Raw genomic sequence first — 18,524 nt, forward strand, 5'->3', positions numbered from 1 at the left:
TGCGTGGGTCAGCCTCGGCGGCGGGGTTTCCACACCACCAGCGCGTTCTGCCTGCGAACCGGCACGAGGTCCTTGCGGTAGGAGGCGTGGACGGCGGCCGCCGCCTGCTCGGCGGCGGCGTAGGCGGCCGCCAGCTCCTCGGTCAGTTCCCGTACCCGGTGCTGCAACGCCTCGACCTGGTTCTCCAGCTCGATGATGCGCTTGATCCCGGCGAGGTTGACGCCCTCCTCCTGGGACAGCCGCTGCACCTCGCGCAGCAGCGCGATGTCCCGCATGGAGTAGCGCCTGCCACCGCCGGACGTCCGGCCGGGGCTCACGAGCCCCAACCGGTCGTACGAGCGCAACGTCTGCGCGTGCAGCCCGGACAGCTGCGCGGCGACCGAGATGACGAAGACCGGCGTGTCCTCGTCGGCGCCGTGCGGCAGCCCGCCCGGGAAACCGGAACCGAACATCATGCCCCCCTGTCTCGCAACAGCGCGGTGATCTCCGGTCGCGGATCGTGCTTCGCGACCGCCTCGGCGTAGGACTCCAGCGCGGCCTTGGCCTTGCCGTCGAGCTTGGCCGGGATCACGACCTGGAGGGTGACCAGCAGGTCGCCCTGGGTGCCGTCCCGCTTGGCGATGCCCTTGCCGCGCACCCGGAGCACCCGGCCGCTCGCGGTGCCCGAGGGCACCTTGACGGAGACCTTCGACTCCAGCGTGGGCACCGTGAGCGTGGTGCCGAGCACGAGCTCCGAGAACTCCACCGGCACCGTGATCGTCAGGTCGTTGCCCGAGCGGCCGAACACCGGGTGCGGGTTGACGTGCACGCGCACGTACAGGTCACCAGCGGCGGCGCCGCCCCGGCCGGGCTCTCCCTGGCCGGCGAGGCGGATCCGCTGGTTGTCGTCCACCCCGGCGGGGATCCGCACGGTCAGCGTCCTGGTCCTGGTGCTGATGCCCTCACCGACGCACTCCGGGCACGGGTCGTCGATGAGCGTGCCGCGGCCGCGACAGTCTCGGCACGGCTCCGAGAAGGCGAACGCGCCCTGGCTCCTGCTCACCAGACCCGAACCCGCACACGTCGGGCACGTCCTCGGCCTCGTGCCCGGCCGGGCACCGTTGCCGCCACACGTGCCGCACGTCGCGGGACTCGACAGCCGCAGCGGCAGGGTCGCGCCCTTGACCGCCTCGGCGAAGTCGATGCGGACATCGGTCTCCACGTCGGCGCCACGCTGGCCGCGCGCCGCCGTGGTGCCACCGCCGCCGCGGCGGCCGAACAGGTTGCCCAGCATGTCGCCGAGCCCCCCGAACCCGCCGCTGGCCGTGGACTGGCCGAAGAGGTCGTTGATGTCGAAGCCACCGGTGCCGGTGCCGCCTCCACCCGGGAAGCCGAAGCCGCCGGGGCCTCCGGAGCCGAACAGCCTCCTGGCCTCGTCGTACTCCTTACGCTTCGCCGTGTCGGACAGCACCCCGTAGGCCTCCGAGACCGCCTTGAACTTCGTCTCGGCCTCGGTGTTGCCGGGGTTGGCGTCGGGGTGGTTCTCCCTGGCCAGCTTCCGGTACGCCTTCTTGATTTCGTCCTGTGAGGCGTCGGAGGAGACGCCCAGCTCACGGTAGAAGTCCTTACCGATCCACTCCCGCGCGCTCATGCGGCGTCTCCTCCTTCCTCATGTTCGTGTTCAGCGTGCGTTCTCATCGACGTCGACGGGCAGCTCGCCGCCGACCGGCGGGTCGATCGGCTCCTCCGAAGGCGTGGCACCCGGCTCGTGGTCGGTGACACCCACGAGTGCCGCCCGTAGCACCCGGTCGGAGAACCGGTAGCCACGGCGCAGCACCATCGTCACGGTCGGCTCCGTCACGTCGGGCGAGGTGTCGTGCTGCACGGCCTCGTGCACGCTCGGGTCGAAGGGCTCGCCCTCCTTGCCGAACGACTCGAGCCCGGCCCGTTCCAGCGCGCCGACGAGCTTGTCGGCCACCGCCTTGAACGCACCCGTGAGGTCGCCGTGCTGCTCGGCCCGCTCCAGGTCGTCGAGCAGCGGCAGCAGGTCGTTGACGAGCGACGCCTTGCCGCTGGCGGCCACGACCTCGCGGTCGCGGTCCACCCGCCTGCGGTAGTTGGCGTACTCGGCCTGCACCCGCTGGAGGTCCGCCGTGCGCTCCTCGAGCTGCTTCTCGAGGTCCGACACGGGCGCGACGGCCTCGTCGACGGTCGCCTCGCCCGCAGCGGGGCCGGAGGCGCCCGGCTCGGCGGGCGCCTCCTGCGGCTGTTCGGTCACCGGCTGCCGCAGCTCGCCGGTCTCCGGGTCGATCTTCCGGCGATCCCGCACGACCACTGGCTCCTGGTACTCCTGTCGGTCGGATTCGTCGTAGCGTTCGGTCACTTCTTGTCGTCCTCATCGACGATCTCGGCGTCAACGACGTCGTCGGCCTTGGCCGACGAACCGGTGGAACCGGTGCCCGCGTCGCCTGCGCCCTCGGCGCCAGTGGCGCCCTGGGCCTGTGCGCCGGTGTTGGCGTACAGCGCGGTGGCCAGCTCCTGCGAGGCCGAGTTCAGCTTCTCGATCGACTCGCGGATCTTGGCCGTGTCGGTGCCCCTGAGCGACTCGTTGGCCTCGTCGATCGCGGTCTTCACCTTGCCCTTGAGCTCCTCGGGCAGCTTGTCGTCGTTGTCCTTGACGAACTTCTCGGTCTGGTAGACCAGCGTCTCCGCCTGGTTGCGGGTCTCGGCCTCCTCGCGGCGCTTCTTGTCCTCCTCGGCGTGCGCCTCGGCGTCCTTGACCATCCGGTCGATGTCCTCCTTCGGCAGCGCCGAGCCACCGGTGATGGTCATCGACTGCTCCTTGTTCGTGCCGAGGTCCTTCGCGGTCACGTGCACGATGCCGTTGGCGTCGATGTCGAACGTGACCTCGATCTGCGGCACGCCACGCGGAGCGGGCGGAAGGCCGGTCAGCTCGAACATGCCGAGCTTCTTGTTGTGCGCGGCGATCTCCCGCTCACCCTGGAACACCTGGATCTGCACCGAGGGCTGGTTGTCGTCCGCGGTGGAGAAGATCTCCGAGCGCTTGGTCGGGATCGTGGTGTTGCGCTCGATGAGCTTGGTGAACACGCCGCCCTTGGTCTCGATGCCGAGCGACAGCGGCGTGACGTCCAGCAGCAGGACGTCCTTGACCTCGCCACGGAGCACACCGGCCTGCAGGGCCGCGCCCACGGCGACGACCTCGTCCGGGTTCACGCCCTTGTTCGGCTCGCGGCCACCGGTCAGCTCCTTGACCAGGTCGGCGACGGCCGGCATCCGGGTCGAGCCGCCGACGAGCACCACGTGGTCGATCTGGCCGACCGAGATGCCCGCGTCGCGGATGACGTTGTTGAACGGCGCCTTGGTGCGGTCGAGCAGGTCGGAGGTGATCCGCTGGAACTCCGCGCGGGACAGAGTCTCGTCGAGGAACAGCGGGTTCTTGTCCGCGTCGACCGTGATGTAGGGCAGGTTGATGTTCGCGCTGCTGGAGCTGGAGAGCTCGATCTTGGCCTTCTCCGCGGCCTCCTTGATGCGCTGCATCGCCATGCGGTCCTTGGTCAGGTCGATGCCCTGCGAGGACTTGAACTTGTCGACCAGCCAGCTGACGATGCGCTCGTCCCAGTCGTCACCACCGAGGTGGTTGTCACCGCTGGTGGCGCGCACCTCGACGACGCCCTCGCCGATCTCGAGCAGCGAGACGTCGAACGTACCGCCACCGAGGTCGAAGACCAGGATGGTCTGCTCCTTCTCGCCCTTGTCGAGTCCGTAGGCCAGCGCGGCGGCGGTGGGCTCGTTGACGATGCGCAGCACGTTGAGGCCCGCGATCTGGCCCGCTTCCTTCGTGGCCTGCCGCTGGGCGTCCTCGAAGTAGGCGGGAACGGTGATCACCGCGTCGGTGATCTCCTCGCCGAGGTAGGACTCCGCGTCGCGCTTGAGCTTCATCAGCACGCGCGCGCTGATCTCCTGCGGCGTGTAGTTCTTGCCGTCGATCTCGGTCTTCCAGTCGGTGCCCATGTGCCGCTTCACGGACCTGATGGTCCGGTCGACGTTGGTCACGGCCTGGTTCTTCGCGGGCTGCCCGGTCAGCACCTCGCCGTTCTTGGCGAAGGCGACGACGGACGGGGTGGTCCGCGAACCCTCCGAGTTGGCGATGACCGTCGGCTCGCCGCCTTCCAGTACCGCGACGACCGAGTTGGTCGTGCCGAGGTCGATGCCGACCGCTCGCGCCATGGTGTTCCCTCCTGCGTACTTGCTTGGTGTGCCGGCCCTTGCCGGCGATGTCGCTTCTTCCACGTTGAGTGGGGTTCACTCAAGTTGTATCCGGAGCCCTTCGCGGCCGTCAACCAGGACTTGAGCCGGGCTCACTCAATCTTCCTGCCAGCACAACGACTGGCCTGCCGTTCTTGTTCCCGCGCGGGCTACGCGGCATGCACGGTGACGTCGCCGCTGTCGGTGTTCAGGTCGAGCACGGTCGACGCGTCCGGGTCCTGCGTCACGCCGATCTCGCGGTCGCCGGAGTCGGTGGTGCCGAGGACTCGGTACGAGCCGTCGGGCACGGTCACCTCCACGTCGCCGCTGTCGGCCGCGAGGCGCACGTCGCGCGGCTCGTCGAGGGTCACCCTGACGTCGCCGGAGTCGACGGACACGTCGACCGCGCCCCGCAGCCGCGTGCCGGTGAAGTCGCCGGAATCGGCCTCGACCTGGACATCGCTCACGCCGTCGAGGGTGAGATCGCCGGAGTCGACCGACCCGCTCACGGTCGTCCCCTCGGGCACGATCACCTCGTAGTCCACCGAGCACCACGAGCCGCAGCCGGACAACGTCAGCGTGCCGTCGCGCACCTCGTACGCCTCGTCCGGCTCGCCCCAGCGGTACCTGAACCGCTGCCGGACGGTCGTGGTCTCCGCACCCTCGTCGGCGCGGACGAGCACGTCGCCGGAGTCGCCCGCCAGCTCGACCCTGCTGATCCGCTGCTCCACGGTCGCCGTCGCCTCCGCCGTCGCCGGCCAGAACCAGCCGAGCCCGAACGCGATCCCCACCCCGATCAACGCCACACCGCCGATGGCCAGTCCAGCGCGCCCCATGCTGAGTCCTCCCGCCGCAACATCTCTGCGCAGGCAACGCTATGACCCGGCGGGGCGCCGGGGCATCCGGGTGAACCCCGGTTCCTCCCTGAGGCTGTCCCTACCCCCGGACGGGGCAGCGGATCACTAGCCTTCCGGGAAGAAGCCACATCGAAACCGACGAGCTGGAGGAGGACCAGAGCCCATGACCCGAGCTCAGAACCCCTACGAATCGCTGCCGCCCGTGCCGTCCTTCACGCTGCGCAGCAACGACGTCGCCGAGGGGGAGACGCTCGCGACGCCGCATCTGAGCGGCATCTTCGGCGCGGGCGGGGAGGACCGCTCGCCACACCTGGCGTGGGAGGGCTTCCCCGCCGAGACCAAGAGCTTCGCGGTGACCTGCTTCGACCCGGACGCCCCCACGGGCAGCGGCTTCTGGCACTGGGCGGTGTTCAACATCCCGGCGTCGGTCACCGAGCTGCCCTCCGGCGCGGGCGACGCGAGCGGCTCCGGCCTGCCCGAGGGCGCCAGGACGCTGGCGGGCGACGGCGGGGTGCGGCAGTTCCTCGGCGCCGCCCCGCCGCCGGGACACGGCCCGCACCGCTACATCTTCGCGGTGCACGCTCTCGACGTGGAGTCGCTCGACGTGGGCGAGGACGCGCGGCCGGCGTTCCTCGGCTTCAACATGTTCGGCCACACGCTGGCCAGGGCCACCCTCACGCCGGTCTACGAGAACAAGGGCTGAGACCTCCGGCGTAGACCGAGGTAGCCGAGGGCCCCGAGCCCGAGCAGTCCGGCGGCGGTGAGGCGCGTGACGGTCCATCCGGCCAGTCCGTAGGCCGCCGCGCCCACCGCCGACCCTCGGTGGTGCCGCGGATCCGGCGGATGCTGCTCGGCCCCGACCCGGCCGAGCTGACGAGCGCGCTCCGCACGGCCGTCGAGCGGCTCACCCTGCCCTGAGTCAGCGGGGCTTGAGCAGGTAGTCCACGACGGGCCGCAGCTCCTCTGCCGTCGGTGGCTCGTCGTCGATGAGGCCCTGGATGAGCAACCCGTCGATCCCCGCGAGGAACACGCGGAAGGCCACCTCGTCGTCGTGGCGCACCATGGACGTCAGCACATCGAGCCAGCGCCGCGCCGCGGGCCGCAGCTCGGGGCGGCGTGCCGCGAGCAGGTACAACTCGTACTCGGCCATCGTGCGCCCCCGCCTCGGCCCGAGCGCCTCGGCGAGCAGGTTCGCCACCTCCTCGGCGCCCCGGCTGCCGCGCGAGCGCGCGCGGTCGATCATCCAGTAGACCTCGGTGGCCATGTCCCTCGCGCAGTCGATGAGGGTGGCGATGAGCAGGTCGTCGAGCGTCGCGAAGTGGTAGGTGGTCGACGTCGTCGGCACGCCGGCCTCCTTCGCCACGGTGCGGTGGGTGACGCCGGCGACGCCGTCGCGCTCGATCACCCGCAGCGTGGCCTCGATGATCTCCGTGCGCCGTTTCTCGCCGCGTACCTTGCGGCCGTCGACCCGCTGCCTCAATGCGCCGTCCTGCCCACCTCGAGCAACACCACACCGCCGATCACGAGCAGCAGTCCGGCGACCATCGTCAGGTTCATGGTCTCTCCCAGGAACAGCGTGCCGATGATCGCCACCAGCGCGACCCCGACCGCGGACCAGATCGCGTACACGACGGCGACCGGCATCCCCGCCTTGAGCACCTGCGCCAGCAACGTGAACGAGAGCGCGTAGCCGATGACGACGAGGATCGTCGGGCCCAGTTTGGTGAAGCCGTGTGAGAACTTCAGCGAGATGGTGGCCGTCACCTCGGTGAGGATCGCACCGGCGAAAAGAAGATACGCGCCCATGCGCCGAGAGTATCGGAACGATAGTCCCAATAGTAGCGAGTTTTCCACCACATCAGTGGGACTTCGCGCTGCGACATCGATTACTGATCAGTAAGAAGGGTTAGGCTCCCGAAACCCACCGCGAAGTCCCGAACCGAAAGGCCCGATCATGGGTGCACTGCAGATCACGCTCGGTGTGATCGGCGTTGCCGTCAGTGTTGTCGCTTGGGGTGTGTTCGTCGCCGGCGTCCTGCGCCAGATACGGATCATCCGACTCGGGCAGCCGGACGCGACGCGCAACGGTCCGTTCGTGCCACGCCTGAACACCCTGATCAAGGAGTTCGCGGCGCACACGAGGATGAACAAGCTCCGCCACGTCGGGCCATGGCACTGGCTGGTGATGTGGGGCTTCCTCCTCGGCTCGCTCGCACTGTTCGAGGCTTATGGGGAGACCTTCAACCCGCACTTCGCGTGGCCCATCATCGGGCACTGGGAGCCGTGGCAGCTGCTGCTCGAACTGCTCGGCCTCGGCACCGTGGTCGGCGGCGTCGCGCTCGCGATCATCCGCCAGGCCAACCACCCGCGCAGGGCCGACCGGCAGTCCCGGTTCGCGGGCTCCAACTTCAAGCAGGCCTACTTCGTCGAGGCTGTGGTGATCATCGAGGGCATCGGCATCCTCGGGGTCAAGGCGTTCAAGATCGCCAGCGGGATCGAGGACCCGGCCCTGTGGTCGAGCTTCGTCACCCAGCCGCTAGCCGAGCTCCTGCCCACGAGCACGGCGGCCGTGTCGATCATGGCGCTGATCAAGCTGCTATCGGGTATGATCTGGCTCTACGTCGTGGGCACCACGCTGACGATGGGTGTCGCCTGGCACCGGTTCAGCGCGTTCTTCAACATCTACTTCAAGCGCGAGGACAACGGCGGCGTCGCGCTCGGCAAGCTCAAGCCGATGATGAGCGGCGGCAAGCCGATCGACCTCGAGGAGGCCGACCCCGACGAGGACACCTTCGGCGTCGGCAAGGTCGAGGACTTCAGCTGGAAGGGCTGGCTCGACTTCTCCACCTGCACCGAGTGCGGCCGATGCCAGTCGCAGTGCCCCGCGTGGAACACCGGCAAGCCGCTGTCGCCGAAGCTCGTGATCACGCAGCTGCGCGACCACGCCTACGCCAAGGCGCCGTACCTGCTCGCCGGCGGCAAGAAGGACATGGCGGGCGACGAGGTGGGCCTCACCGGCGACAACCCGTACGCGGGCATCGACGTGCTCGCGATCGCGGAGGCCGAGCGCCCGCTCATCGGAGACGACGGCGGCGTGATCGACCCCGAGGTGCTGTGGTCGTGCACCACCTGCGGCGCGTGCGTCGAGCAGTGCCCCGTGGACATCGAGCACGTCGACCACATCGTCGACATGCGCCGCTACCAGGTGATGATCGAGTCGAACTTCCCGACCGAGCTGAACACGATGTTCAAGAACCTGGAGAACAAGGGCAACCCGTGGGGCCAGAACGCCAAGGACCGCATGGCCTGGGCCGATGATCTGGACTTCGAGGTGCCGGTGTTCGACGGGGACTTCGGCGACACCGAGTACCTGTTCTGGGTCGGCTGCGCGGGTGCGTTCGAGGACCGCGCGAAGAAGACCACCCGCGCCGTCGCCGAGCTCCTGCACATCGCGGGCGTCAAGTACACGGTGCTCGGCCCCGAGGAGACCTGCACCGGTGACCCGGCGCGGCGCGCCGGCAACGAGTTCGTGTTCCAGATGCTCGCGCAGCAGAACGTCGAGGTCCTCAACTCGGTGTTCGAGGATGTCGAGCAGACCAAGCGCAAGATCGTCGTGACCTGTGCGCACTGCTTCAACACCCTCGCCAACGAGTACCCGGACCTCGGCGGCGACTACGAGGTCGTGCACCACACGCAGCTGCTCAACCGGCTCGTGCGGGAGAAGCGGCTCACCCCGGTGGCGCCGATCGCGGAGGACGTCACCTACCACGACCCGTGCTACCTGGGCAGGCACAACAAGGTGTACGAGGCTCCGCGTGAGCTGGTGGGCGCGTCCGGCGCGGCGCTGCGGGAGATGCCGAGGCACGGCGACCGGTCCATGTGCTGTGGCGCCGGTGGCGCCCGCATGTGGATGGAGGAGCGCATCGGCAAGCGGATCAACGTCGAGCGCGTGGACGAGGCGCTCGGCACCGCGCCCTCCAAGATCGCGACCGGCTGCCCGTTCTGCCGCGTGATGCTCACCGACGGCGTCACGTCGCGGCAGAACGACGGCAAGGCAAGCGAGAAGGTGGAGGTCGTCGACGTCGCCCAGCTGCTGCTCTCCGCGGTGAAGCGCGGCGAGCAGAAGGTGCCGGTGCCGGTCGGCGCCGCCACGAGCGGCGGGGAGGCCGAGGCCGACGGCCGCGCCGACGTGCCGACCGACGAGGCGCCGACGGGCACGGCGCAGGCCGAGGAGGACAAGTAACCGAATGAGTCGTCGCCGGAGGCGCCGCTAAGCAGCGTGGCGGTGGACATGCCGAGTAGCATGGTCCCTCCTCGCAGCCGACGTTGCCCGCGAGGTAAGCGAGATCTGCATGACTTCTGCAGGCAGGGCGGACAAGCGTAGGCATGGGCACCCCCGGCGACGACGAACCGGACGAGACCGACGAGACCGACGTCGGTCCCACCGGTGCGCGCTTTCCCTCGTCCCGGCAACGTGCCCGGTTCGGTGACGACGAGCCCGAGCCCGTCGAGGAGACGCCGAAGCGAAAGCGCAAGGGCCGGAAGTCGACGAGGGTCGGCTACACCGGCGGCCGGTTTCCCTCCGCTTCCCGGCTGGAGAAGCTGGCGAAGGAGGAAGCGGGGGCCGCAACGGAGCCGGAGCCCGAGCCCGAGCCTCCTGCCGCGCCGGATCCGCCACCCGAGCCCGAGCCTCGTTTCCGTCCCGCCGGGAAACCGCCGCCGCGCAGCGAGCGCGTGTTCGCCACCGCGAAGGACTCCGACGAGGACGGCGTCGACCCGATGGAGGAGCACCGGCTGCGGGTGCGGCCGTACGTGCTCACGCGGGGCCGCACGCACGCGCGTCAGGACCTCGCCGTCGAGACCCTCATCTCCACCATCCCGGACGCGCCGTGGGGCGCCCAACAGCTCAGCTCCGAGTACCAGGCGGTTCGCAGGCTGTGCATGGAGCCGCGGTCGGTGGCAGAGGTCGCCGCGCTGTTGTCCGTGCCGCTGGGCGTCGCCCGTGTGCTGCTGAGCGACCTGGCCGAGGCGGGGCTCGTCCACGTGCACAGCAGCACGGCGAACTACGGCGGACGGCCCGACTTCACGCTGATGCAGCGCGTGCTCGAAGGGCTGCACAACCTCTGAACCAGCGCCGACGCTTGCCTGAAGAAGTGAATCGGTGCTTCACTTCTTGCATGGTGTACCGGCGCACTCCCCGGATCCAGGCCCGCATGGACTCCCAGCGGGCCGCGATCCTCGACGCAGCCATCGAGCTGCTCGCCGAGCGCGGCTACGCCGGGTGCTCCATGTCTGCCGTCGCCGCGCAGGCTGGCGTCGCCACCGGCAGCGTCTACCGGCACTTCCCCGGCAAGGCCGAGCTGGTCGCCGAGCTGTTCCGGCTCGTGGTGACGCGTGAGGTACAGGCCGTCGAGCTGGCCGCGGAGCAGCCCGGCACTGCGCCGGAGCGTGTGGTCGCCGTGGTGGAGACCTTCGCGAGCAGGGCGCTCAAGGCCCCGCGGCTGGCCTACGCGCTGCTCGCCGAACCGGTCGACGCGCCGGTGGAGGAGCAGCGGCTGGTCTTCCGCCGTGCCTTCCGCGACGTCGTGGCACGCCGGGTCGCCGAGGGCGTCCGCACCGGCATCCTCCCGCCGCAGGACGCCGAGATCACCGCCGCCGCCATCATCGGTGCCGGTGCCGAGGTGCTGACCGGCCCGCTCACCTCCGACAGCACGGACGCCGTGTCCGAGCTGTGCACGTTCACCCTTCGCGCGCTAGGAGCGACAGATGCCACCCACCCATGAGGTAACCAACCAGGTGCCGCTGCTGGCGGGTCACGACCTCGCCGAGGACCCCACGCTGCTGGAGGGCCTTCGCCGCGAAGGGGCGGGCTGGGCCGAGGCCGAGTTGCACGAGCTCGGCGTGCTCGCCGGCACCGAGCGGGTGCAGGAGTGGGGCAGGCTCGTCAACGAGAACCCGCCGAAGCTGCGCACCCACGACCGCGTGGGCAACCGCATCGACGAGGTGGAGTTCCACCCGCACTGGCACGAGCTGATGGACGTCGCCGTCTCACACGGCTGCACGCGGCGCCGTGGCGGCAGGACCGGCCTGGCGCACACGTCGCGCGCGCGGCCAAGTTCTACGTCTGGAGCCAGATCGAAGCGGGCCACACGTGTCCGATCTCGATGACCTACTCGGCCGTGCCCGCGCTGCGGCACAACCCCGACCTGGCCACGGCGTACGAGCCGCTGCTCGCCGCGAACGTCTACGACTTCGGCCTGCGCGAGCCGAGCACCAAACGCGGCCTCATCGCGGGCATGTCGATGACCGAGAAGCAGGGTGGTTCCGATGTGCGGGCGAACACCACCACCGCACGGCCCACAGGGGACGGCGGCTACGTGCTCACCGGACACAAGTGGTTCACCTCCGCGCCGATGTCGGACCTGTTCCTCACGCTCGCGCAGGCGCCGGGCGGGCTGTCGTGCTTCCTGCTGCCGCGCGTGCTGCCCGACGGCACCCGCAACCGCATCCACCTGCAGCGGCTCAAGGACAAGCTCGGTAACCGGTCCAACGCCTCGGCCGAGATCGAGTACGACGAGGCGGTGGGCTGGCTCGTCGGCGAGGAGGGCCGGGGCGTCCGCACGATCATCGAGATGGTCAACAACACGCGGCTCGACTGCGTGATCGGCGGCGCGGCCGGCCTGCGCTACGGCGCCGTGCGGGCAGCACACCACGCGCGGCACCGGCACACGTTCGGCCAGGCGCTCGACCGGCAGCCGCTGATGACCAACGTGCTAGCCGACCTCGCCGTCGAGTCGGAGGCCGCGACGATGGCGGCCCTGCGGCTGGCCGGGGCGAGCGACCGCGCCGCCGCGGGCGACCGGCAGGAGGAGGCGCTGCGGCGGCTCGCCCTCGCGGTGACGAAGTACTGGGTGTGCAAGCGCGCGCCCGCGCACGCGGCCGAGGCGCTGGAGTGCCTCGGCGGCAACGGCTATGTCGAGGAGTCCGGCATGCCCCGGCTCTTCCGCGAGTCGCCGCTGTCCTCGATCTGGGAGGGCTCCGGCAACGGCGCCGCGCTCGACGCGTTGCGCGCGATGGGCAAGCAGCCCGACTCGGTGGAGGCGTTCTTCACGGAGGTCGAGCAAGCCGAGGGCGCCGATCCCCGGCTCGACGACGCGATCGGCCGGGTGCGCAAGGAGCTGGCCGACCTCACTGACGTCGAGTTCCGCGCGCGGCGCGTGGTGGAGTTGCTCGCGCTGGTGTTCCAGGGCTCGCTGCTCGTGCGCCACGGCGACAAGGCCGTCGCCGACGCGTTCTGCGCCTCCCGCCTCGGCGGCGACTGGGGCATCGCCTTCGGCACGCTGCCCGCCGGTGTCGACACCCACGCCATCAACTCGAGGGTGTGGCCGTGAGCGTGCGAGTGGAGCGTGACGGCACCGTCACCACCGTGGTGCTGAGCAGGCCGCAGGCGCGTAACGCCGTCGACGGCCCGACCGCGGCGGCGCTGGCCGAAGCGTTTCGCGAGTTCGACGCCGACGACAGCGCGCACGTGGCCGTGCTGTGGGGCGAGGGCGGCACGTTCTGCGCGGGAGCCGACCTCAAGGCGCTCGGCACGCCCGAGTCGAACCAGGTGACCGAGGACGGCGACGGCCCGATGGGCCCGACCAGGCTCCGCCTTGGCAAGCCCGTGATCGCGGCCGTCTCCGGCTACGCGGTGGCCGGCGGGCTGGAGCTCGCGCTGTGGTGCGACCTGCGGGTGGCCGAGGAGGACGCCGTGTTCGGGGTGTTCTGCCGGCGCTGGGGCGTGCCGCTGATCGACGGCGGCACCGTGCGGCTGCCGAGGCTGATCGGCACGAGCCGGGCGCTGGACCTGGTGCTCACCGGCCGCCCGGTGCCCGCGCGGGAGGCGCTGGCGATGGGCCTTGCAAACCGCGTCGTGCCCACCGGGCAGGCGCGTGCGGCCGCCGAGGAGCTCGCCGCCCAGCTCGCCGCGTTCCCGCAGGTCTGCCTGCGCGAGGACAGGCTGTCGCTGCTGGAACAGGACGGCCTCACCGAGGAGGAGGCCATGGCCGGCGAGCTGCGGCACGGCTTCGTGTCGCTCGGCGCAGGGGCGCTCGACGGGGCCCGCCGATTCGCCTCCGGCGCCGGACGACACGGAGCCTTCTAGTAGCCGAAGTTCTGCGTCCAGTACCAGCCGTCGGAGTTCACGCCGACGCCGATGGTGGTGATGTCGCAGTTCAGGATGTTGCGGCGGTGGCCGTCGGAGGACATCCACGCGTCCATGACGGCCTCCGGGCTGGAAAGGCCCATCGCGATGTTCTCCGCGGCGGGCCTCGGGTGGCCCTCGTCGCGGATCCGCTCGTCGAAGGTGGTGCCGTCTGGTGAGGTGTGCGAGAGGTACTCGCGCTCGGCCATGTCGTCACTGTGCCTCTGCGCGGCCCTGGCCAGCCTGCTGTCGACGGTGACGGCCGCGCAGCCCACGTCCGCGCGCTCGTCGTTGACCAGGTCGACCACCCTCGCAGTGGACGACGGAGAGTTGCCGCCGGAGGACGACTCGGTCCTGGGACTCTGGGAGGAGGATTCGGGGTCGCTGGTGGTCGGGGCGGGTCGGTTCGGCGGGGAGTGTGGGGAGCGCGGGGGATTCGACGACTCGCTGGCGGACGAGGAGTCCGGGGTGGGGGATCGCGTCGTCTGCCCGTTGGCGGGCGCGGGTTGTCGCGTTTCGGGGGAGGTGGTGGTGCTGGAGGGCTGCGTGGGCGCCGCCGAGGTCGACTCCGTGACCGGAGCCGACGAGGCCGGGTTGGGGCCGGAACGTCGGATGGAACCGTTGAGGGGATCGTCCGCGGATCTGCCGGGCAGAGCGACGGGGGATTCGCCGCCCGGCGGACGCAACCACAACAGGTGACCACCCGCCGCAACCGCGACACCCACGAGCACACTCACCATCACTAAAAGTGATCGAATGCGTGAACTCGGGGTAGGCACAAGAGCGGAAGCTACCACCAAAGCGTGAGTTATTGAACCGTTATCTGTGCCGCATTTGCGTTGTAACCTGGCGTGATTTTCTCAGCGACGGGTGTCGATTCGGTCGAAGTTCTTGTAGGCGCGGCTGGGCGTCGGCCCGCGTTGCCCCTGGTAACGCGACCCGGCCTCGGCGGAGCCGTAGGGGAACTCGGCGGCGCTGGTGAGCCGGAACAGGCACAGCTGGCCGATCTTCATGCCCGGCCAGAGCGTGATGGGGAGGTTCGCCACGTTCGACAGCTCGAGCGTGATGTGCCCGGTGAAGCCGGGGTCGATGAACCCGGCGGTGGAATGGGTGAGCAGCCCGAGACGGCCGAGCGACGACTTGCCCTCGAGCCTGCCCGCGAGGTCGTCCGGCAGGGTGAACAGCTCGAACGTGGAGCCGAGCACGAACTCGCCGGGGTGCAGCACGAACGGGTCCTCGCCGGCCTTCTCGACCAGCGAGGTCAGCTCGTCCTGCTGCAGCTGCGGGTCGATGTGGGTGTACTTCGTGTTGTCGAACACGCGGAAGAAGCGATCGAGCCGCACGTCGATGCTCGACGGCTGGAGCATCTTCGGTGTGAAGGGCTCCACCCCGAGCCGCCCGGAGTCGAGCTCTTTGCGGAGGTCGCGATCACTCAGTAGCACGCGCCCACCCTATCCGGGCTCAGGCCGCGGGCTGGCTCTCGGTGCGCATGTGCCGCGCGTAGGTGGTGTCGACGCGGAAGATCTTGCCGAGGCGCTCCGCGTACCGCCGCCTCCCTGCGTCGCCGATCAGCTCCTGCAGCACCGTGGCGCCGGGCACCCACTGGCGAACGGTCTCCGCGGCGAAGTTGGTCGCGGCCGCCGCCAGCACTAGGCCCTGTGCGATGGGGTCGTTCGGCAGCCCGAGGAAGTCGGCGTTGGACTTGCCGAGCACGAGTCGGCTGATCGAGGAATGGACGCGAACGGAGACATGGGAGAGCACCTTGCCGACGGCCCCGCGTCCGGCACCGACCTGGGCGTGCGAGGCCAGCAGCGCGGCGGCGAGGCGCTTCGAGTCGTCGTCGGGGATGAACTCGGTGGTCGCGAGCAGCCAGAGCAGGCGCCAGGCGTCCCCCTCGGTGGCGGGCAGGATCTCCTCGTCGACGCCCATGAGCCAGCCGACGTAGCGCCAGAGGTGGATGATGTCGGCGCGCTCGCGGTCGGTGTAGCGGACGCCGAGCAACTGCATGCCGAGCACGTAGACGAGCGAGAAGAGCAACAGCGTGCCGACGGTCTGTACCTGGTTGACGGGCCGGTCCCAGGCGGCGTAGTCCCAGTCGGGCCGGCGGTTCATGGCGGCGCGGACGTGGGCGTGGACGAGCCGGACGCGCAGGGCGGAGGCGTAGCCGTGTGCGCCGAGCCGTAGCGCGCCGGGCGTGGTGACGTCGATCCACCAGTTGGCGGTCTCGACGAGGCGCCTGCTCGCCGTTCGCTCGATGGCACCGGTGCCGACCAGCGCCTTCGTCGCTCTGGACGCGAGGTACCCGCCCATGAGCGACATGTCGCCGAGCGGGAAGAGGCCGAGGATGCCGGTGCGGGCGATGGCGCGAGCACCCCGTTCGATCCGTTCCTGGTCGGCCCAGTACGGCGTGGCCTCGACGTCCCGGAAGAAGTCGGTCAACGCCGGAGGCGGATCGTCGAGGCTGTCGATGCCGTTCAGCAACGCCCGCTCGAACAGTCGCCGCCCCTCACCGGCGGGCAACTCGTCGATCATGGCGACGACGGCGTCGGCGAGGGGATCCTCGGCCTGTGCATGCTCGCGCAACCGCCGCACCTGCCGCTCGGTGCCCCGCAGATCGCCCGGAGCGAACAACCTGGTGGCGAGCCGGAAACCCCCCTGCCGCAGCAACTCCGGATCCGGCAACCGCTCGTCCGCCATCGCACTCACCTACCCGCGCCGACTTCAGACAACAAGTGTTGTCACTTTGCGCCGAAGTAGTCAAGAAGGGGAAGGCGGTGGCGAGCGAGAGATCGGCACCGTGTATGCTTTCGGTGCTCTGCGGATGTAGTTCAATGGTAGAACATCAGCTTCCCAAGCTGAGAACGCGGGTTCGATTCCCGTCATCCGCTCCAAGTCGAAACCCCCAGGTCACACACCGTCTGATGTGGACCTGGGGGTTTTGCTTTCGGAGATCAACTCGTCGACTGGGCCATTAGCGAACCGGCACGACCGCGCCAGCCGCCCCATCGTCCGGGTCGTCATCGTCCTGTGAGTTGGCCGCGTCCGTGCCCTGCCGGTGCTTGTCCACCAGCTCCGACAACCGGTCGGCGATCCGCTCGTCGGCATCGCTCGTGGCCCGCTGGTAGATAAGCGCAGCCCGCAAGTCGTTGTGACCCATCCGCGCTTCGCGCGCCGCCGCCGGAAACCGCGCGGCCTCCCGCTGACGCTCCGGCCGGCGCACCCGCCGCACGCCACCAACCAGCGAGGCCCTTGGCACCAGCGCGTCATCTCGCAGGCCCCCTTCTCGCCCGGTGATCGTCTTACGCCGAGCCGCCCGCATCAAGGGCGCCTACGGCGTCGCTACGCGATGAGCTGCGCTCACCCTTGAACCGGCCGCCAGAGCGAAGGGGCCGGGGAGGAACGGGCGGGCCCAGCCTCAGACACCGAGCGCGGACCAATCGGTGGCTGCGATCGCTGCCTGTAGATCCCAGGTTGGCTCGCCTGGTGTCGCCGACCGGCCGTTTTCGTCCCGGGCGACGACAACAAGGCCGCGCTGCTCACCTCGGAGAACCTCAATCGTGATCTCGATGGTGGTGCCGTCTGCTCGTCTTCGGTGGGCGCGATATGAGTGAACTATCTGCCAGACATCTGCCTTGGTCACATCGGCCAGTAGTGCGGCGATCTTCTCGTAATCCTGAATGTGAAGCATGCACGTGAGCCTAGACTGCACGCGGGCCATTAGCGGGCCATTAAGGCCGGTCAACCACGGTCAACAGCGGCGCCCCGCGCACATACTCGCCCGCAGGTCAGGACCACTTTCCAGCATGATCACGCTGGTTCCAAGCTGCGAACGCGGGTTCGATTCCCGTCATCCGCTCTCGTAGCGAAGGCTTAGGTCAGATGTTGTCTACTTCGGACCTGGGCCATCGTCGTTTCGCGATCAACTCGGCTCGCGTGCCATTAACGTGCCATAGCGAACCGGCACGGGCGCATCAGCGGCGCCATCGGCCGGTCGTCATCGTTCTGCGAGTGGACGCCTCCTGACAATCGGCCGGCGATCCGCTAGTCGGTATCGCTCGTGACTCGCTGATAGATCAACGCCGCACGCATGTCGTCTCTGCCCATCAGCGCATCAGGTCCATGGTCGAAGACCCGGCCTTGGACGCTCAGATGTTCCCAGCGTGCGGAGGGCATGGAAGTGTGGCCCGGCGAAGCCCATATCCACTGCGACCTTGGTCCACTTGGACCGCTGGTTGAAGTGGGCCGACGCAACGCGGTGCCGTCCCGGGCCCGGTGAACAGCAGCGACATGGGTCAAGGGGCGGCGCGCAAGCCCGCCGCTACCTACCAGCGAAGCCCTGGAACCCACGCGCGACCGGAAAGGCGTCAGGCGTCGATGCTCTCGTCGAACGGCACCCAGATACCGCGGGGATCAAGCAGGAGTATGAGGTCGTCGAGTGCTTCCGTAATCGCAGTCAGCCGTGGCCGCGCCCGCTCGAGGTCCGATATGTAGGCCGCGATGTCCTGCTTCAGGGACTGAAACCAGCGGGCAAACTTGGGGTCGTCGAGCCGGTCGACAAATTTGACGTAGCTGATGCAGCCGGGATCATCGGCCGGACGATCCGGATCGACCATCAGCTCACCCAGGGCCCACTGCTCGCCCCCGAGCAACATGAACGTGAGGTCACCGTCCCTGCTGGAGATCGCGCGCTGCACGGCGGCGAGCCGACGCACCAGCTGACGGTTCCGTTCCTCGTTACCCATATCGAGCACCCGGACGTGGCGCGATGTGATGTGCACCCAGCACAGATACCTGCCGATGCGGTACAGCGTCTCATTGATCGCGTAGCCGAGATATCGCTGGCCACGTTGTTCGTCCTCGGAGCTGAACTCTTTGACCTGCTCAGGATCCATAACATTGCGCAGCCGACTCGCCAAGGAGGAGGCGGCGGCCAGTAGTGGCCCGCTGTACCGGTCAGTGTGGTCCCGGCGTTCCTGCCGCCGCTGTTCGAGCAGCCTGCGACGCTCAAACCGGGCACCCAACACCACCGTGACGAGGGCGCCGCTGACCGACGTGAGCGCAGCAATGACGGCGAGCGCATTCCCCATCCGGGCAAGCGTACTGCACGGATCTAGCATGGACGTGCTGATTCGCCGATCCGTCCGGCGTGACAGCACAGCGGGGCGAGCATCGGCTTTAACAGCGCCATTCGCCCGCCACGTGCAGAATCGGCGGAGTCTCACCACACCCATCACGCC

The 18,524-nt window shown here is 69.3% G+C and carries 19 protein-coding genes, 1 tRNA gene and 1 pseudogene; 8 read left to right on the forward strand and 13 right to left on the reverse strand.

All coding sequences use genetic code 11. The features are described from left to right. Positions 1-8 precede the first annotated feature (8 nt). The 5 genes from FCN18_RS00840 to FCN18_RS00860 all read right to left on the reverse strand — a co-directional run bounded on the left by FCN18_RS00840 (position 9) and on the right by FCN18_RS00860 (position 5,081). Positions 9-452, reverse strand: coding sequence for a heat shock protein transcriptional repressor HspR (locus FCN18_RS00840; RefSeq protein ID WP_112265565.1), 444 nt, complete (start codon positions 450-452; stop codon positions 9-11). Continuing rightward, positions 452-1,630 (reverse strand): molecular chaperone DnaJ, encoded by a 1,179-nt coding sequence (dnaJ, locus tag FCN18_RS00845; RefSeq protein WP_137092785.1) that lies wholly within the window; start codon positions 1,628-1,630, stop codon positions 452-454. The genes FCN18_RS00840 and dnaJ overlap by 1 nt, the downstream gene beginning before the upstream one ends. A 30-nt stretch (positions 1,631-1,660) precedes the next feature. Further along, positions 1,661-2,362, reverse strand: a complete 702-nt coding sequence (grpE, locus tag FCN18_RS00850; protein WP_137092787.1) for a nucleotide exchange factor GrpE — start codon at positions 2,360-2,362, stop codon at positions 1,661-1,663. Next, positions 2,359-4,227, reverse strand: a complete 1,869-nt coding sequence (dnaK, locus tag FCN18_RS00855) for a molecular chaperone DnaK (protein ID WP_137092789.1) — start codon at positions 4,225-4,227, stop codon at positions 2,359-2,361. Before dnaK ends, grpE begins: the two co-directional genes overlap by 4 nt. 188 nt (positions 4,228-4,415) lie before the next feature. Further along, positions 4,416-5,081, reverse strand: coding sequence for a DUF4097 family beta strand repeat-containing protein (locus tag FCN18_RS00860; protein ID WP_137092791.1), 666 nt, complete (start codon positions 5,079-5,081; stop codon positions 4,416-4,418). Between the two features lie 184 nt (positions 5,082-5,265). On the opposite strand from FCN18_RS00860, the gene FCN18_RS00865 reads away from it, so the two are divergent. After that, on the forward strand, positions 5,266-5,805 hold the full coding sequence (locus tag FCN18_RS00865) for a YbhB/YbcL family Raf kinase inhibitor-like protein (protein ID WP_112265574.1): 540 nt from the start codon (positions 5,266-5,268) through the stop codon (positions 5,803-5,805). 216 nt (positions 5,806-6,021) lie between these two features. Here the strand turns inward: FCN18_RS00865 and FCN18_RS00870 are convergent, their stop codons facing one another. Together FCN18_RS00870 and FCN18_RS00875 are read right to left on the reverse strand one after the other, a co-directional pair. Next, on the reverse strand, positions 6,022-6,582 hold the full coding sequence (locus tag FCN18_RS00870; RefSeq protein ID WP_110334131.1) for a TetR/AcrR family transcriptional regulator: 561 nt from the start codon (positions 6,580-6,582) through the stop codon (positions 6,022-6,024). Further along, the gene (locus tag FCN18_RS00875) at positions 6,579-6,908 is read right to left on the reverse strand and encodes a DMT family transporter (RefSeq protein WP_112265576.1); all 330 of its coding nucleotides are present in this window, start codon (positions 6,906-6,908) and stop codon (positions 6,579-6,581) included. Before FCN18_RS00875 ends, FCN18_RS00870 begins: the two co-directional genes overlap by 4 nt. Positions 6,909-7,056: 148 nt before the next feature. On the opposite strand from FCN18_RS00875, the gene FCN18_RS00880 reads away from it, so the two are divergent. The 5 genes and pseudogenes from FCN18_RS00880 (at position 7,057) to FCN18_RS00900 (ending at position 13,248) form a co-directional block, all read left to right on the forward strand. Further along, positions 7,057-9,345 (forward strand): (Fe-S)-binding protein, encoded by a 2,289-nt coding sequence (locus FCN18_RS00880; protein ID WP_112265578.1) that lies wholly within the window; start codon positions 7,057-7,059, stop codon positions 9,343-9,345. A gap of 143 nt (positions 9,346-9,488) precedes the next feature. Further along, positions 9,489-10,229, forward strand: a complete 741-nt coding sequence (locus tag FCN18_RS40000) for a DUF742 domain-containing protein (protein WP_228713544.1) — start codon at positions 9,489-9,491, stop codon at positions 10,227-10,229. A 50-nt stretch (positions 10,230-10,279) separates the two neighbouring features. Beyond that, the gene (locus tag FCN18_RS00890; protein ID WP_112265580.1) at positions 10,280-10,885 is read left to right on the forward strand and encodes a TetR/AcrR family transcriptional regulator; all 606 of its coding nucleotides are present in this window, start codon (positions 10,280-10,282) and stop codon (positions 10,883-10,885) included. Further along, positions 10,869-12,493: pseudogene (locus FCN18_RS40810) on the forward strand (acyl-CoA dehydrogenase family protein). The gene FCN18_RS00890 and the pseudogene FCN18_RS40810 overlap by 17 nt, the downstream one beginning before the upstream one ends. Beyond that, the gene (locus FCN18_RS00900) at positions 12,484-13,248 is read left to right on the forward strand and encodes a crotonase/enoyl-CoA hydratase family protein (protein WP_112265584.1); all 765 of its coding nucleotides are present in this window, start codon (positions 12,484-12,486) and stop codon (positions 13,246-13,248) included. The pseudogene FCN18_RS40810 and the gene FCN18_RS00900 overlap by 10 nt, the downstream one beginning before the upstream one ends. Here FCN18_RS00900 and FCN18_RS40660 read toward each other — a convergent pair. Beyond that, the gene (locus tag FCN18_RS40660) at positions 13,245-13,595 is read right to left on the reverse strand and encodes a CAP domain-containing protein (RefSeq protein WP_323808340.1); all 351 of its coding nucleotides are present in this window, start codon (positions 13,593-13,595) and stop codon (positions 13,245-13,247) included. The genes FCN18_RS00900 and FCN18_RS40660 overlap by 4 nt on opposite strands. A gap of 7 nt (positions 13,596-13,602) precedes the next feature. Here FCN18_RS40660 and FCN18_RS40665 point away from each other — a divergent pair, with 7 nt between their 5' ends. Continuing rightward, entirely contained in the window at positions 13,603-13,986 is a 384-nt protein-coding gene (locus FCN18_RS40665; protein ID WP_323808341.1) for a hypothetical protein, read from the forward strand. Between the two features lie 161 nt (positions 13,987-14,147). Here FCN18_RS40665 and dcd read toward each other — a convergent pair whose 3' ends face one another. Both dcd and FCN18_RS00915 read right to left on the reverse strand, forming a co-directional pair. Further along, on the reverse strand, positions 14,148-14,729 hold the full coding sequence (gene dcd, locus FCN18_RS00910; RefSeq protein WP_112265588.1) for a dCTP deaminase: 582 nt from the start codon (positions 14,727-14,729) through the stop codon (positions 14,148-14,150). Between the two features lie 19 nt (positions 14,730-14,748). Continuing rightward, the gene (locus FCN18_RS00915; RefSeq protein WP_137092795.1) at positions 14,749-15,984 is read right to left on the reverse strand and encodes an oxygenase MpaB family protein; all 1,236 of its coding nucleotides are present in this window, start codon (positions 15,982-15,984) and stop codon (positions 14,749-14,751) included. Between the two features lie 120 nt (positions 15,985-16,104). On the opposite strand from FCN18_RS00915, the gene FCN18_RS00920 reads away from it, so the two are divergent. Continuing rightward, positions 16,105-16,178, forward strand: a tRNA-Gly gene (locus FCN18_RS00920). A gap of 80 nt (positions 16,179-16,258) precedes the next feature. Here the strand turns inward: FCN18_RS00920 and FCN18_RS39635 are convergent. The 3 genes from FCN18_RS39635 to FCN18_RS00940 all read right to left on the reverse strand — a co-directional run bounded on the left by FCN18_RS39635 (position 16,259) and on the right by FCN18_RS00940 (position 18,374). Then, positions 16,259-16,444, reverse strand: coding sequence for a hypothetical protein (locus tag FCN18_RS39635; protein WP_206077781.1), 186 nt, complete (start codon positions 16,442-16,444; stop codon positions 16,259-16,261). Positions 16,445-16,702: 258 nt separating this feature from the next. Further along, the gene (locus tag FCN18_RS00930) at positions 16,703-16,975 is read right to left on the reverse strand and encodes a hypothetical protein (RefSeq protein WP_137092797.1); all 273 of its coding nucleotides are present in this window, start codon (positions 16,973-16,975) and stop codon (positions 16,703-16,705) included. Positions 16,976-17,651: 676 nt separating this feature from the next. Further along, positions 17,652-18,374: a hypothetical protein gene (locus FCN18_RS00940; RefSeq protein ID WP_137092799.1), complete on the reverse strand. Its 723-nt coding sequence runs from the start codon at positions 18,372-18,374 to the stop codon at positions 17,652-17,654. Positions 18,375-18,524 lie beyond the last annotated feature (150 nt).

This window comes from Prauserella endophytica (assembly GCF_005146945.1).
GTDB classification, from domain to species: domain Bacteria; phylum Actinomycetota; class Actinomycetes; order Mycobacteriales; family Pseudonocardiaceae; genus Prauserella_A; species Prauserella_A endophytica.

Excerpts from the sequence above, each read along its gene's own strand:
- FCN18_RS00840 (WP_112265565.1), bottom strand. The coding sequence starts at position 452 with ATGTTCGGTTCCGGTTTCCCGGGCGGGCTGCCGCACGGCGCCGACGAG.
- FCN18_RS00865 (WP_112265574.1), top strand. The coding sequence starts at position 5,266 with ATGACCCGAGCTCAGAACCCCTACGAATCGCTGCCGCCCGTGCCGTCC.
- FCN18_RS00860 (WP_137092791.1), bottom strand. The coding sequence starts at position 5,081 with ATGGGGCGCGCTGGACTGGCCATCGGCGGTGTGGCGTTGATCGGGGTG.
- FCN18_RS00915 (WP_137092795.1), bottom strand. The coding sequence starts at position 15,984 with ATGGCGGACGAGCGGTTGCCGGATCCGGAGTTGCTGCGGCAGGGGGGT.
- FCN18_RS00880 (WP_112265578.1), top strand. The coding sequence starts at position 7,057 with ATGGGTGCACTGCAGATCACGCTCGGTGTGATCGGCGTTGCCGTCAGT.
- dnaK (WP_137092789.1), bottom strand. The coding sequence starts at position 4,227 with ATGGCGCGAGCGGTCGGCATCGACCTCGGCACGACCAACTCGGTCGTC.
- FCN18_RS00890 (WP_112265580.1), top strand. The coding sequence starts at position 10,280 with ATGGTGTACCGGCGCACTCCCCGGATCCAGGCCCGCATGGACTCCCAG.
- dnaJ (WP_137092785.1), bottom strand. The coding sequence starts at position 1,630 with ATGAGCGCGCGGGAGTGGATCGGTAAGGACTTCTACCGTGAGCTGGGC.
- FCN18_RS00875 (WP_112265576.1), bottom strand. The coding sequence starts at position 6,908 with ATGGGCGCGTATCTTCTTTTCGCCGGTGCGATCCTCACCGAGGTGACG.
- FCN18_RS00940 (WP_137092799.1), bottom strand. The coding sequence starts at position 18,374 with ATGGGGAATGCGCTCGCCGTCATTGCTGCGCTCACGTCGGTCAGCGGC.
- FCN18_RS40000 (WP_228713544.1), top strand. The coding sequence starts at position 9,489 with ATGGGCACCCCCGGCGACGACGAACCGGACGAGACCGACGAGACCGAC.
- FCN18_RS00930 (WP_137092797.1), bottom strand. The coding sequence starts at position 16,975 with ATGCTTCACATTCAGGATTACGAGAAGATCGCCGCACTACTGGCCGAT.
- FCN18_RS39635 (WP_206077781.1), bottom strand. The coding sequence starts at position 16,444 with ATGGGTCACAACGACTTGCGGGCTGCGCTTATCTACCAGCGGGCCACG.